At 64.5% G+C, this 12,876-nt stretch carries 11 protein-coding genes and 1 pseudogene; 5 read left to right on the forward strand and 7 right to left on the reverse strand.

Annotation, left to right across the window (positions count from 1 at the left end; genetic code table 11):
* Positions 1-5 precede the first annotated feature (5 nt).
* From AC6I6L_RS06355 to AC6I6L_RS06365, 3 genes are all read right to left on the reverse strand, one after another.
* Positions 6-965, reverse strand: coding sequence for an ABC transporter permease (locus tag AC6I6L_RS06355; RefSeq protein WP_497916896.1), 960 nt, complete (start codon positions 963-965; stop codon positions 6-8).
* The gene (locus AC6I6L_RS06360; protein WP_497916897.1) at positions 962-1,879 is read right to left on the reverse strand and encodes an ABC transporter ATP-binding protein; all 918 of its coding nucleotides are present in this window, start codon (positions 1,877-1,879) and stop codon (positions 962-964) included. Before AC6I6L_RS06360 ends, AC6I6L_RS06355 begins: the two co-directional genes overlap by 4 nt.
* A 129-nt stretch (positions 1,880-2,008) precedes the next feature.
* Entirely contained in the window at positions 2,009-2,278 is a 270-nt protein-coding gene (locus AC6I6L_RS06365; RefSeq protein ID WP_497916898.1) for a DUF7967 family protein, read from the reverse strand.
* A gap of 150 nt (positions 2,279-2,428) precedes the next feature.
* On the opposite strand from AC6I6L_RS06365, the gene AC6I6L_RS06370 reads away from it, so the two are divergent.
* The 5 genes and pseudogenes from AC6I6L_RS06370 to nrfD all read left to right on the forward strand — a co-directional run bounded on the left by AC6I6L_RS06370 (position 2,429) and on the right by nrfD (position 7,462).
* A complete protein-coding gene (locus AC6I6L_RS06370) occupies positions 2,429-3,058 on the forward strand; it encodes a hypothetical protein (RefSeq protein ID WP_497916899.1) in 630 nt (209 codons plus the stop codon).
* 37 nt (positions 3,059-3,095) lie between these two features.
* Complete coding sequence (locus tag AC6I6L_RS06375) at positions 3,096-4,892, forward strand: excinuclease ABC subunit C (RefSeq protein ID WP_497916900.1); 1,797 nt, start codon at positions 3,096-3,098, stop codon at positions 4,890-4,892.
* A gap of 146 nt (positions 4,893-5,038) precedes the next feature.
* The gene (locus AC6I6L_RS06380; RefSeq protein WP_497916901.1) at positions 5,039-5,335 is read left to right on the forward strand and encodes an SUI1 family translation initiation factor; all 297 of its coding nucleotides are present in this window, start codon (positions 5,039-5,041) and stop codon (positions 5,333-5,335) included.
* A 116-nt stretch (positions 5,336-5,451) separates the two neighbouring features.
* Positions 5,452-5,975 (forward strand): annotated as a pseudogene (locus AC6I6L_RS06385) (GNAT family N-acetyltransferase).
* A gap of 152 nt (positions 5,976-6,127) precedes the next feature.
* Entirely contained in the window at positions 6,128-7,462 is a 1,335-nt protein-coding gene (gene nrfD / locus AC6I6L_RS06390; protein WP_497916902.1) for an NrfD/PsrC family molybdoenzyme membrane anchor subunit, read from the forward strand.
* Positions 7,463-7,525: 63 nt separating this feature from the next.
* Here the strand turns inward: nrfD and AC6I6L_RS06395 are convergent, their stop codons facing one another.
* From AC6I6L_RS06395 to uvrB, 4 genes are all read right to left on the reverse strand, one after another.
* Positions 7,526-8,878 (reverse strand): glutamate-5-semialdehyde dehydrogenase, encoded by a 1,353-nt coding sequence (locus tag AC6I6L_RS06395; protein WP_497916903.1) that lies wholly within the window; start codon positions 8,876-8,878, stop codon positions 7,526-7,528.
* Entirely contained in the window at positions 8,871-9,704 is an 834-nt protein-coding gene (gene proB / locus AC6I6L_RS06400; protein ID WP_497916904.1) for a glutamate 5-kinase, read from the reverse strand. Before proB ends, AC6I6L_RS06395 begins: the two co-directional genes overlap by 8 nt.
* Positions 9,697-10,473 (reverse strand): pyrroline-5-carboxylate reductase, encoded by a 777-nt coding sequence (proC, locus tag AC6I6L_RS06405; protein ID WP_497916905.1) that lies wholly within the window; start codon positions 10,471-10,473, stop codon positions 9,697-9,699. Before proC ends, proB begins: the two co-directional genes overlap by 8 nt.
* Positions 10,474-10,643: 170 nt before the next feature.
* On the reverse strand, positions 10,644-12,701 hold the full coding sequence (uvrB, locus tag AC6I6L_RS06410; protein ID WP_497916906.1) for an excinuclease ABC subunit UvrB: 2,058 nt from the start codon (positions 12,699-12,701) through the stop codon (positions 10,644-10,646).
* Positions 12,702-12,876 lie beyond the last annotated feature (175 nt).

Below are 12,876 nucleotides of genomic sequence, written 5' to 3' on the forward strand. Positions count from 1 at the left end.
GCGGCCTAGAGATCGACGCGATCGAACCGGTAGAGCGCGATCGCGAGCGGCATGACGATCCAGAACAGGAGGATCAGGAACCCGAACCAGCCTTCGAGGAAGAACGGAACGTCCCCTTCGAACATGGCGTCCTGGATCGCGACGCCGAGTTCGGACTCGGCGGCACTCGTCACGATCGAGAGGCCGTTCGCGTAGGCGTTACCGGGATCGATCGTATCGATAAAGAGCGCCCAGTCGGGCAGTCGCTCGCTCTGAACCGTCTGGCCGTTGATCTCGAAGCTGTAGGTTTCACCGGAGATCGTGCCGCGATTCATCAGCAACTGGAAGACGGTGCTGATCGCGTTCCAGATGATATAAAAGAGGACGAAGACGCCGAACATCGCCGCACCAGCGATCGTCGTCGAGCGGGTCAGCGACGAGAGCGAGACGGCGATGCTCGTGTAGGCGATCCCGTAGATGATCGACATCGCGAGCAAGCCGACGTAGTCGACGATGTCGAAGCTACCGAGCAAGGCCGCGACGACGACCGCCGCGAGCACGAATCCGATCGAAAGCGAGAGCGACAGCACGGCCGATCGGCCGAGCAGTTTCCCGAGGAGGACGTCCTTCCGGGAGTGAGGGAGCGACAGCAGGATCTTGATGCTGCCGCTTTCGCGCTCGCCGGCGATCGCTTTCCAGCCGAGGACGAGCGCGATCAGCGGGATGACCAGCCGCGTGATCTCGCTGACAAACAGGACGAGCGCTTCCGTGGTCTGGCCCTGTGCAGCGATGTCCTCGCCGAAGTAAGAGATCGCTCCCGTAACGGTGACCAGCAGCGTAAAGAAGAAAACGCTCAGGCCCCAGAACAGCCACGATCGAACCGAGTCCTGGAAGTCCTTTTTCGCGACTGCGCGGACGCTCTCGAGGTTGATCGAACTCGACGGCTTCGTCGTCGATCCGGAACCGGTTGCGGTCTCAGTACTCATGCTTGCACCCCCGTCGTGTACGACTGGAAGACATCCTCGAGGGAGGCCTCCGTCGTCTCGAAGTCCTGCACCTCGATTCCGCGGTCTTCGAGCGCCGAGAGGACGGCCGTCTTCGAGCCCTCGACCTGAACGACGATCGTCGGCGGCGATTCACCCTCGACGACGGCGTCGCTTACGTCGGGCAGCGATCGAATCGCCTGGAGGGCGTCGTCGTCGATCCGATCGACGGTGACGCGCAACGCGGTCCCGCCGGTGACGGAGTCGCGAAGTCCCTCGACGGAGTCGATGGCGACCATCTCGCCGTCTCGGAGGATACCGACGCGGTCACAGACGGCCTCGACCTGCTCCATGATGTGACTCGAAAAGAAGACCGTCGCGCCGCGATCGCTCTCCTCGCGGACGATCTCGCGCATCTCGCGTGCGCCGTTGGGGTCGAGTCCGGTCGAGGGCTCGTCGAGGATGAGCAGGTCGGGTTGGCCGACCAGTGCCATCGCCAGCATGAGTCGCTGGGACATCCCCTTCGAGTAGCCGCCGGCTTTCCTGTCGATTGCGTCGACCAGATCGACCCGTTCGAGGAGGGCTTCGGGGTCGTCGTCGGTTCCTTTCGAGTCGATCGCGAACTCGAGGTGCTGGCGAGCGGTGAGCCGATCGTACGTTTCGACGCCTTCGGGGAGGACGCCGGTCCGCGAGCGGATCTCGCGGCTGTGTGCCTGCGCGTCGAGTCCGAGGACCTGTACCTGCCCGGCTGTTGGACGGGCGAAATCCAGCAGGACGTTGATGGTCGTCGACTTTCCAGCTCCGTTGGGACCGAGGAAGCCGAACACCTCGCCCTCCCTGACCTCGAAGGAGAGGTCGTCGAGCGCGAGGGTCTGACCGTAGGACTTGGTCAGGTTGTCGACTGTGATTGCGGGCATTGCTGGCTGTGTGGTCACGCCGGATTCCGATAAGGTTTGTCACTTGGCCGCAATGATATACCCCGTTCTCTCGAAGAAAATAGTGTTCAGTTCTCGAATCAGACCGCCGAAATGGGTGCGGTCCCGGCCTCAGATCGGATCGTCGGGGTAGTAACGTGCGGCCGTTCGATCGACTTCGGCGGCGTACCGATCGCGGGTCTCTTCGTCCGGGACGGGTTCGAGGTCGTCTTCGGGAATCTCGGTCGCGGCGGTGACCGCCGGTCCCGTCCGGAGCGCCGTCGAGGACCGCTGGCGTTGCTGATACCGCGACCCGTCGGGGGTCGCGTAGACGATCGTCACGAAATCCCGGTCGCCGAACTCCCGCTCGACGAGCCAGCACCGTACCGTCGACTCACTCATACGCCCCCGTTGGAAATCGAGGACCGAGAATGTACCGCGTCGTGTCGAAGTCGATCGCTGCATCCCGAGTCGATCGCTGCATCCCGCGGTGTTTCCCGCGCTGCGAGAGCACCCCGGCGTACTTGCGGACGGCCGTAAGAGGTAGACCCGATGGACTGGACGGACCACGTCGACGAACTGCTTCTCGACGGCGAGTGCGAGCGCGATCGGGTCGAACTCGCGTCGACGACCGTCGTCGTCACGAATCACCGCGTCCTCGCGTTCACCCCGGGACGAGACCGGGCAAACTTTCGGGCGATCGATCGACCGAACGTTCGCAGCGTGGTGCTCGAACTCAGCGGGAGCCAGCGGTCCCAGTTTCGGACTCTCGCCGCCGGAATCGTCGGTCTCGGACTGCTCGTCGCCGCCGTGTTCGTCGACCCGAACGGGGCCCTCGACGACATCAACGCCGGGACGGGGACTACCCCCGGTACGGATGCCGTCGACGGCACGCTTGAGGCCGTCGAGACGCTCCTCGTCTGGTTCGAACTCGGACTCTTCGCCGGCGGATTCGTCGTCCTCGGCGTCGCCCTGTTTTTCGGCCTTCGCTACGCTCGCTCGCGATCGCCCCGAATCGTCGTTCGCGTCGCCGGGGAGTCGTCGCTCGAACTTCCCGTCACCGCCGCCGAAATCGAATCCGGGGCCGTTCCGGCCCTGCAGAATGCGATCGCTCCGGAATCGAGACCCGACGCCAGCGCCGAGACGGGTGCGATCGAGACCGCCGACGACGCCGATCGGTGACGGTAGGCTGAAACCCGTTCACGACCAAGGGCCGTCGATGAAGGGGGACGAGGTTCGCGATCGGGCGCGATCGCTGCCGCGCGAGCCCGGCGTCTACCAGTTCCAGAGCGAGGGGACAACCCTGTACGTCGGGAAAGCGGTCGATCTTCGCAGCCGCGTCGGCTCCTACGCCGACCCGCGGAGCGCGCGCATTCGCCGGATGGTCGATCGGGCCGACGCGATCGAGATCGCGGTGACGGACACCGAGACGCAGGCGCTGTTGCTGGAGGCGAACCTCATCAAGCGCCACCAGCCCCGCTACAACGTCCGACTCAAAGACGACAAGTCGTATCCGATGGTGCAGTTGACGAGCCACGAGGCACCGCGGATCGAGATCACCCGCGACCCCGACGAGTCGGCCACCGTTTTCGGCCCGTTTACGAACAAAGGACAGGTCGAAACCGTCGTGAAGGCCGTGAGAGAGACCTACGGCATTCGGGGCTGTTCGGACCACAAGTACGCCGGGCGCGATCGACCCTGCCTCGACTACGAGATGGGGCTGTGTACCGCGCCGTGTACCCGCGAGATCGACCTCGAGAGCTACGCCGAGGACGTGACGGCGGTCGAGCGCTTCCTCGAAGGCGAGACGGGGATTCTCGCGGATCCGCTGGGCCGGGAGATGGAAGCCGCCGCCGAGAATCGGAACTTCGAGCGAGCGGCGAACCGCCGCGATCGGCTCGAGACCGTCGAGGCGTTCCACGGCACGGGCGGCGAAGCGGTCCAGTCGGTCGGTGACGAGCGAACCGTCGACGTGCTCGGGGTCGCGATCGAGGGCGAGGACGCGACGGTTGCCCGCCTGCGCGCCGAGAACGGGAAGCTGATCGATCGCGAGCGGCACACGATGGATACGCCGGGTGGTGGCATCGAAACGACGGCTGCGATCGAGACGACGACCGGAGTCGAAACCGACGACCCCGGCAGCGGCGGGGGTGTCCCCGCGGTGCTCGCGGCGTTTCTCGTCCAGTACTACGCCGAACGGGAGTTGCCCGACGCGCTGTTGTTGCCCGAAGGTCACGGGGACGACGAGGTCGCGGCGTGGCTCGCTGCCGAGGGCGTCAGCGTCCGGGTGCCGGGAGCGGGACGGGAGGCTAAACTGGTCGAACTCGCGCTCAAGAACACCCGGCGGAACGTCGGCGGGCGAGACGAGTGCGGGATGCTCGCGGACGCGCTCGGAATCGACGCGGCCCGCCGGATCGAGGGGTTCGACGTGAGCCACGCCCAGGGAAAGTCGGCGGTCGGCAGCAACGTGACGTTCGTCGAGGGCAACGCCGAGACGGCCGACTACCGGCGAAAGAAGCTGACCGACCAGAACGACGATTACGACAACATGCGTGCCTTGCTCGAATGGCGCGCGAGCCGCGCCGTCGAGGGCCGCGACGATCGGCCCGACCCCGATCTGCTGGTGATCGACGGCGGCGAGGGACAGTTGACGGCGGCCCGAGACGCCCTGTCTGCGGTGGGCTGGGAGGTACCGACGATCGCGCTCGCGAAGGCCGAAGAGCGCGTAATCACGCCGCAACGAGAGTTTACCTGGCCCAGCGACGCCCCCCACCTGCACCTGCTCCAGCGCATCCGTGACGAATCCCACCGCTTTGCGGTCCAGTACCACCAGACGGTCCGAGACGAAGTGAAGACGGTGTTAGACGACGTGCCGGGGGTCGGTCCAGAGACGCGAAAGCGGCTGCTCGGCCGCTTTGGGAGCGTCGAGAACGTCCGCGAGGCCTCGATCGACGATCTCCAAAGCGTCGCCGGCATCGGGGAGCAGACGGCCCGAACGGTCAAAGAGCGGCTGTAGCGGGCTCGGTAGTCGAGTTCGACGGTGGCAGGTCCCGACAGCACCGCCGAATCGATCGATTCCAGGCCGATCAGGGCACCGACCGCAACGGTCACGATATCCGACAAGCGAGTACGGTTTTATCCCTCGGCCACCTCTGGGAAGACGTGTCAAACGACGACTCGCTCGACGAGCTGCTCGACGAACTCGACGGTCACGACGACCTCGAACACGCCCAGCAAGTGCTTTCGGTTCGGATGGAAACGCGCCGGTACGGCAAGCCGGTCACGATCGTCGAGGGGTTCGATCTTCCGAAACCCGACGTGAAGGCGATTGCATCCGAACTGAAATCCGCGATGGGGACCGGCGGCACGGTCGACGAAGGGCGGATCGAACTCCAGGGCGACCACCGCGGTCGCGTCCCCGACCTGCTCCGCAATCGCGGATTCAGCGTCCGCGAATGAATCGGTCCAGCGGCGACGTTTCGGTCACCGCTCGGAAGTAGCGACCGCGTCGTCGCCCGACGACACCTACCCAGTGCGGTGGAACCACTTTGTCAATCGATCGCATAGTACTCGTCATGGACGTTCGACCAGCCACGACGGACGATCGCGAGGAGATCAGGGCAGTCGCGCGGGCGACCTGGCACGACACGTACGACGAACTCGACGCGGAGACGATCGACGAGACGATCGACGAGTGGTACGGCGACGACGCCCTCGAAATGGCGCTCTCGAAGCCGGGAACCGCGTTTCTCGTCGCCGAAAGCGGGGAGCCGAAATCGGAGAGCGGTCAGACGTGCTCCGGTCAGGAGGAGCGATCGTCGGCTTCGCCCACGGCGTCGTACAGGACGACGAGGGCGACATCCTTCGGCTGTCGGTCCATCCCGACCACCAGCACGAAGGCGTCGGAACCGCGCTGTCCGATCGGCTCCGTGAAGATCTCGAAGATTTCAACATGGAGCGGATGCGAGCGATCGATCTCGCGTCCAACGAGGGCGGCCAGCGGTTCTACGAGGAGCGAGGCTTCGAGCGAACCGGCGAGGGAGACGTCGAGATCGGCGGCGAAAAGCGCCGCGAAGTCGTCTATACGCTCGAACTGTGAGCGATCGCGGCGTCCGGGCGATCGAACGCGCTATCGGTCGAACACTCGGACCGCCGAACCCCCGCCGTTGCCTCGGGTACAAGAAGCGGCTTGCACTTTCACCGGACGAAAGCAAGTGCGTTCTCCACATACGCTAGTGAAGGACTCGCATAATGGCAACGAAAACCCCGAACGAAGCGGACGTGCTCCGTCCGATCAGACAGACGTCCGCAAAATACTACGCACTGGTCGCCGTCGCCGGCCTCGCCTTCGGACTCTTCTTGCTCGGCTGGATGTATCAGCTCGCGGAAGGGCTGGTCGTCACCGGACTTTCCGACTGGGGAAGCGGCGGCGGCGTGACCTGGGGGCTGTACATCGGGGCGTTCATCTGGTGGGTCGGCATCGCCCACGGCGGCATCATCCTCTCTGCGGCCGTCAGACTCCTCGGAATGGACCGATATATGCCGGTCGCCCGCCTCGCGGAACTGCTCACGATCGCCGGGCTGTCGGCGGCGGGGTTTTTCATCCTCATACACCTGGGCCGGCCCGATCGGATGGTCACCAGCGTGGCGGGACACTACCACATCACGGTCCACGCCTCGCCGCTGGTGTGGGACGTGACCGTCATCACGGCCTACTTCGTCCTGACGGCGACCTATCTCGGACTGACGGTGCGCTACGACGTCACCCGGTTGCGTGACGAACTTCCTGATCGATTCGAGCCGATCTACAGGGGGTTGACCCTCGGCTACACGGAGCGCGAAGACCGGATCGTTCAGCGGATGGTCTGGTGGCTCGCGCTGGCGATCATCATCATGGCCCCGCTCTTGCTCCACGGCGGTGTGATTCCGTGGCTGTTCGCGGTCCTCCCGACGTACCCGGTCTGGTACGGCGGCGTTCAGGGACCGCAGTTCCTGACGATCGCGCTGACCTCCGCGATCAGCGGCGTGATCCTCCTCTCGTACGGCTTCCGGTGGGCCTACGACTGGGACCACATCATCACCGAGGACGTGTTCCGGGGACTCCTCCTGTGGCTCGGGTTCTTCTGTCTGCTCTTTCTCTGGTTGCAACTCCAGCAGAACGTCACCGGCCTGTTCAAGGCCCCTGTCGACGTCAGCCACGCGGCACAAGCGCGAGTCGAACACCCCCTCTACCAGTTCTCGATGATCACGGTCTTCGTCGTCCTCGCGTACATCTTCGCCCAGACGATCCGACCGAGCCTGTTTACCAAGAAACGGGCGGTCGTCGCCGGCGTCGCCGTGCTCACCGCGACGCTCTCCGAGAAGATTCTCTTCGTCGTCGAGGGCTTTTACCACCCCACGTTCGACATCTACGAGGCGACCCCCGGAACGTACTGGCCGAGCTGGATCGAACTCATGTCGATCATCGGAACGGTCGGGATGGTGACGCTGTTCTTCCTCCTCGTCTCGAAAGTCATTCCCGTCCTCGAACTCCACGCGATCGAGCACCTGCGTGACGATCGCGACGAGCACGATCGGAGCCACTGACCGCCGATGCGATAGCGTCCGTGACGGAACGGGATTCAAAACGAGCGTCCGTGCGGCCTGGAATCACCGATCGGCGCGTTTATCGGGCGTCCAGTCCGCGTCGAGGTCCTCGTGGAGGTACGGTCTGGCGTCCTCTCCGGCGTAGGTCGCGACGAGGTGGCCGTCGCCTTCGAGGTGGTACTTGTAGGTCGTCAGCCCCTCGAGACCGACCGGGCCGCGGGCGTGGATCTTCCCCGTGCTGATGCCGACCTCCGCGCCGAGACCGAAGCGGTAGCCGTCGGCAAACCGCGTCGAGGCGTTGTGGAAGACGCTGGCCGAGTCGAGACTCCGCATGAACCGGCCGGCCCGATCGGCGTCGTCGGTGACGATCGACTCCGTGTGCTTCGAGCCGTAGGTGGTGATGTGGTCGGTCGCCGCCGCGAGCGAGTCCACGATCTTGATCGACAGTTCGAGGTCGCCGTACTCCGTTTCCCAGTCGTCGTCGGTCACGGGATCGACGTCGACGATGTCGCACACTGCCGCGTCGCCGCGGAGTTCGACGCCCGCATCGGCGTAGCGATCGACCATCTCTGGCAGGAACGCCTCGGCGACGTCCTCGTGGACCAGCAGCGTCTCGACGGCGTTACAGACGGCGGGGTACTGGACCTTCGCGTCGAAGGCGATCTCCCGGGCCATCTCCAGATCCGCGGCTTCGTCGACGTAGACGTGACAGATCCCCTCAGTGTGGCCGAGGACGGGGATCTGGGTGTTGTTCTGGATGTAGCTGACGAACTCGGAGCTGCCACGGGGCATCAGCAGGTCGATTTCCTCGTCCATCTCGAGCATCGTGTCGACCTCCGCGTGCGCCTCGATCTGCTGGGCCCAGCCCGTCGGCAGCCCCTCGGTCGCCTCGACGATCGTCTCGTAGAGGATGCGATTCGAGTGACTGGCCTCGCTCCCGCCTTTCAAGATGACGGCGTTGCCCGACTTCAGGCTCAGCGCCGCGATCTGGACTAGCGCGTCGGGTCGGGACTCGAAGACCGTGCCGACGACGCCGATCGGGACCGCGACCTTGTACAGTTCGAGCCCCTCGTCCAGCCTGCGTGCGGCCAGGGTTTTCTCGAGCGGGTCCTCCTGGCCGGCGACGCTTCTGACCATCTCCGCGATGCTCTCGAGTTTCGACTCGGAGAGCTTCAGGCGGTCGACGAGCGCCTGGCTGTACTCGCCAGCCTCGAGCAGTTCCTGACCGTGTGCGACGTCTTTCTCGTTCGCCGCCAGGATCTCCTCGTGGCGGTCGTCGATCGCGGCGGCGATCGATCGCAGGCCCGCCCGTCGCTCCTCGTCCGAAAGCTGTGCGAGGTCGAGCGCCGCACGCTGTGCCTCCTGTACCTTGGTTTCGGCCGCCTTCTCTTTGGTTTCGGCTGTCTTCTCAGTCATCGGTGACACCGTTTATGGGGACGAATAACGTCCCGACCTGCTTGGCAGCAGCGATTTTCTCCAGCACGTCCGCCTCGGTCGATCTGGCGATGATCGCCGGGATGCCGTGTTCGCTGACCTCGCGGGCACCCTGGACTTTCGTCTGGATGCCGCCGAACTGGCTGGTCGAACTCTCCTCGACGATCGACTGTATCTCGTCGTAGTTTTCCCCGACGGCGTCGATCAGCTCCGCCGTCTCGTCCTCTTTGGGATTGCCGGTGTAGACGCCGCCGACGTCGGTCAGCGTGACCAGCAGGTCCGCGTCGACGCCGATCGCGACCGACGCCGAAAGCATGTCGTTGTCACCGATTCGAATCTCTGTCGTCGCGACGGCGTCGTTCTCGTTGATGATCGGGACGATATCCCACTCGAGCAGCGTTTCGATCGTGTTCCGGAAGTTCGTAAACCGCTCGGGGTTCTCGAGGTCGTGCTGGGTGAGCAACAGCTGGGCGATCTTCCGGTCGTAGCGCTCGAAGCTCTCCGTGTACCGCCGCATCAAGTGACTCTGTCCGACGGTCGACAGCGCCTGAGACTGCTCGACGGTCTCGCCGGTGAAGCCGGCCCGGCCCTTGCCGGCGCCGACCGCGCCCGAGGAGACGAGCACCACGTCCTTGCCCCGCTCGTGGAGGTCGGTGATGTCGTCGACGAGTTTGTTCAGTTTGTCGTTATCGAGGTTCGACGAATCGTCGGTGAGCGAGTTCGTCCCCGCCTTGACGATCACCCGCTCGGCGTCGGCCGCGAGCCGTCTCGCCCGCTGTGTGTCCTCGAACTCCAGTGTGTTACTCATCGTCCCCGTCCCCCGCCAGCTCCCGGGACCGACGCTCGGCCGCACCGACCGCGTCGGTGACCGCCTCGGCTGCGGTGCTGTCCCACAGCACCTCCATGCCCTCGATCGTCGTTCCGTTGGGCGAACAGACCGCGTCGATCAGGTCGTCGATCGACCGATCCGATCGCAACACCGTCTCGGCGGCCCCTTTGAACGTCTGTGCGGCGAGCGTTTTGGCGTCGTCCTCGCTCAAACCGCCCTCGACGCCGGCCTCTTGCATCGCGCCCAGCAGGTAGAAGACAAACGCCGGTCCACTGCCGTTGACCGCAGTCGCGATGTCCATCTGTGCTTCCTCGACCACGACGTACTCCCCGACGTCGTCCAGCATCCGTCTGACCGCGTCGGGAATCGTCTCCCCGGTGGCGGCCGCCGCCATGTTCCCCGTCTCCGCGGCCAGGTTCGGCATGATGCGAACGACCGTCGCATCCGTCTGCGCTTCGAGGACATCCGTCGAGACGCCCGCCGCGATCGAGACCAGCGTCTGTGCCGGATCGAGGTCGAGGTCCGCGAGCACGGCGTCGACGAGGTCCGGTTTCACCGCGATGACGACGATGTCCGCCGTCGCCACCGCGTCGGGATCGTCCGTCGTCTCCGCACAGTACGCCGCCACGGCCTCGCGTGCGTTCGGGTCCAGATCGCAGGCCGTCAGCGTGTATCGCTCTGTCTTCGAGAGGCCCTTGAGCAAGGCCCCTCCCATGTTTCCACATCCAATGACGCCCACGTCAGTCATGCTTTGTTAGACGCAGTCAGTTGCCGGATATACAACTTTGGCTTTTCTTGCGGACTCCCCATCGCCCGCGATTCTCGCTGGTGAGACGCCAAATCGCCCTCGCGAGACGCCAGATCCCGCTGGTGGGACGTTAGATCTCGCGATCGACCACGAGCGCGATCGTGAGTCGTCTAGAACTCCTCGGTCGGCGGCGCGATTCCCTCCTCCTCGCCGCCGTCCAGATCGAACTCCTCGCGAAGCTCTCGGATTCGATCGCGAATGTCGGCTGCGAGCTCGAACTCGAGGTTGCTCGCGGCCTCCTCCATCCGGTCTTCGAGGTCGGCAACGTAGCGAGCGGCTTCGTCTTCGTCCGCGAGTTCCCGACCTGAAACCTCGCTCGTGTCGGTCTTCGAGCCGGGAAGATTCGTCTCGCCAACGTCTTTCTCGATCGTCGTCGGCTCGAACCCGTGTTCCTCGTTGTACGCCTGCTGGATCTCCCGGCGACGCTGGGTCTCCTCGATCGCGGACTCCATCGCGTTCGACGGCTCGTCGGCGTAGAGGATGACCTCGCCGTTGACGTTTCGCGCCGCCCGGCCCATGGTCTGGACGAGCGTCGTCTCGCTGCGGAGGAACCCCTCCTGGTCGGCGTCGAGAATCGCGACGAGACTCACTTCGGGGATGTCCAGTCCCTCCCGCAGGAGGTTGATCCCGACGAGCACGTCGATCTCGCCGAGTCTGAGCGAGCGGATGATCTCGTGGCGCTCTAACGTGTCGGTCTCGTCGTGCATGTACGCGACGTCGACGCCCGCTTCCTCGAGAAACTCGGTGAGGTCTTCGGCCATCCGCTTGGTGAGCGTCGTCACGAGGGTGCGCTCGTCGCGATCGATCCGCCCGTCGATTCGATCCATGAGGTCGTCGACCTGCCCGCTGGCGGGCGAGACCTCGACTTTCGGATCGACGAGGTGCGTCGGTCGAACGATCTGCTCGACGATCTGTTCGCTGTGCTCTTCTTCGTAGTCCGCCGGCGTCGCGGATACGTATAGCGTCTGGTTCGTCTTTTCCTGGAACTCCTCGAACGTCAGCGGCCGGTTGTCGTAGGCCGTCGGCAGTCGAAATCCGTTATCGACCAGCGAATCCTTGCGTGACTTGTCGCCGGCGAACTGCCCGCGAACCTGGGGCAGGGTCACGTGGGATTCGTCGACGACGGTCAGAAAGTCGTCGGGGAAGTAATCGAGCAGCGTATAGGGTGCCTCGCCGGAGTCGCGATCGGAGAGATAGAGCGAGTAGTTCTCGATTCCCGAACAGTAGCCTGTCTCCTGCATCATTTCGAGGTCGAACGTCGTTCGCTCCTCGATGCGCTGGGCCGCGATCAGGTCCCCTTTGCGCTCGAAGTAGCTGATCCGGGAGTCGAGATCGTCGCGAATCTCGTCCATCGCGTTCTCGAGCGTTTGCTCCGGAATGGAGTAGTGCTCTGCGGGGTGGACCAACACGGCCTGTTGCTCGCCTTGAGTCTTTCCCTCGAGCGGATCGACTTTGACCATGCGATCGATTTCGTCGCCCCACAGCTCCACGCGGACGGCGTACCGGCCGTACATCGGGTAGATTTCGATCGTGTCGCCCCGCACTCGGAACGTGCCCTGCGTGAAGTCGACGTCGTTTCGTTCGTAGTTTAAGTCTACGAGCTGGGCGAGCAGGTCGTCGCGGCCGATCTCCTCGCCGACCTCGAGTCGCAACGACATGTCGATGTAGTTGCGCGGATCGCCGAGGCCGTAGATCGCCGACACCGAGGCGACGACGATCACGTCCTCGCGGGTCAGCAGCGACCGAGTCGCGGAGTGGCGCAGTCGATCGATCTCGTCGTTGATCGAGGCGTCCTTGTCGATGTAGGTATCGCTTTGCTCGACGTAGGCCTCGGGCTGGTAGTAGTCGTAGTAGGAGACGAAGTACTCGACGGCGTTTTCGGGAAAGAGGTTCCGGAACTCCTCGTAGAGTTGCGCCGCGAGCGTCTTGTTGTGAGCGATCACCAGCGTCGGTTTCTGGATCTCCTCCATCACCCACGAGACGGTGTTCGTCTTGCCCGATCCCGTCACGCCGAGCAGCGTCTGTTCGTCCATCCCCGACAGGAATCCGTCGGCGAGTTGCTCGATCGCCTCGGGCTGATCGCCAGCGGGTTCGAAGGGCGCGTCGACCTCGAAGGGACGATCGACGTCCGGCCGATCGGGCTGCAAGGGGCCTCGCGTGTCGCTCATTATCGGGTTCAGGTGGTCGAGGCACTTTACCCGCACGCATGCGGCACGCGATTCATTCAACTAGACCGGTCGGATCCGTTACTAGATCGGACAAATCCGTTCGCTGCCGAAGCGAGACGGACCGCTGGCCGGCTCGATCGCACACCAGGAGACGGCCGTCGATCGAGCGGTGGGG

The sequence above is a fragment of the Halosolutus sp. DAT137 genome, assembly GCF_059736405.1.

Excerpts from the sequence above, each read along its gene's own strand:
- proB (WP_497916904.1), bottom strand. The coding sequence starts at position 9,704 with ATGAGTAACACACTGGAGTTCGAGGACACACAGCGGGCGAGACGGCTC.
- AC6I6L_RS06370 (WP_497916899.1), top strand. The coding sequence starts at position 2,429 with ATGGACTGGACGGACCACGTCGACGAACTGCTTCTCGACGGCGAGTGC.
- AC6I6L_RS06365 (WP_497916898.1), bottom strand. The coding sequence starts at position 2,278 with ATGAGTGAGTCGACGGTACGGTGCTGGCTCGTCGAGCGGGAGTTCGGC.
- AC6I6L_RS06395 (WP_497916903.1), bottom strand. The coding sequence starts at position 8,878 with ATGACTGAGAAGACAGCCGAAACCAAAGAGAAGGCGGCCGAAACCAAG.
- uvrB (WP_497916906.1), bottom strand. The coding sequence starts at position 12,701 with ATGAGCGACACGCGAGGCCCCTTGCAGCCCGATCGGCCGGACGTCGAT.
- nrfD (WP_497916902.1), top strand. The coding sequence starts at position 6,128 with ATGGCAACGAAAACCCCGAACGAAGCGGACGTGCTCCGTCCGATCAGA.
- AC6I6L_RS06355 (WP_497916896.1), bottom strand. The coding sequence starts at position 965 with ATGAGTACTGAGACCGCAACCGGTTCCGGATCGACGACGAAGCCGTCG.
- proC (WP_497916905.1), bottom strand. The coding sequence starts at position 10,473 with ATGACTGACGTGGGCGTCATTGGATGTGGAAACATGGGAGGGGCCTTG.
- AC6I6L_RS06375 (WP_497916900.1), top strand. The coding sequence starts at position 3,096 with ATGAAGGGGGACGAGGTTCGCGATCGGGCGCGATCGCTGCCGCGCGAG.
- AC6I6L_RS06360 (WP_497916897.1), bottom strand. The coding sequence starts at position 1,879 with ATGCCCGCAATCACAGTCGACAACCTGACCAAGTCCTACGGTCAGACC.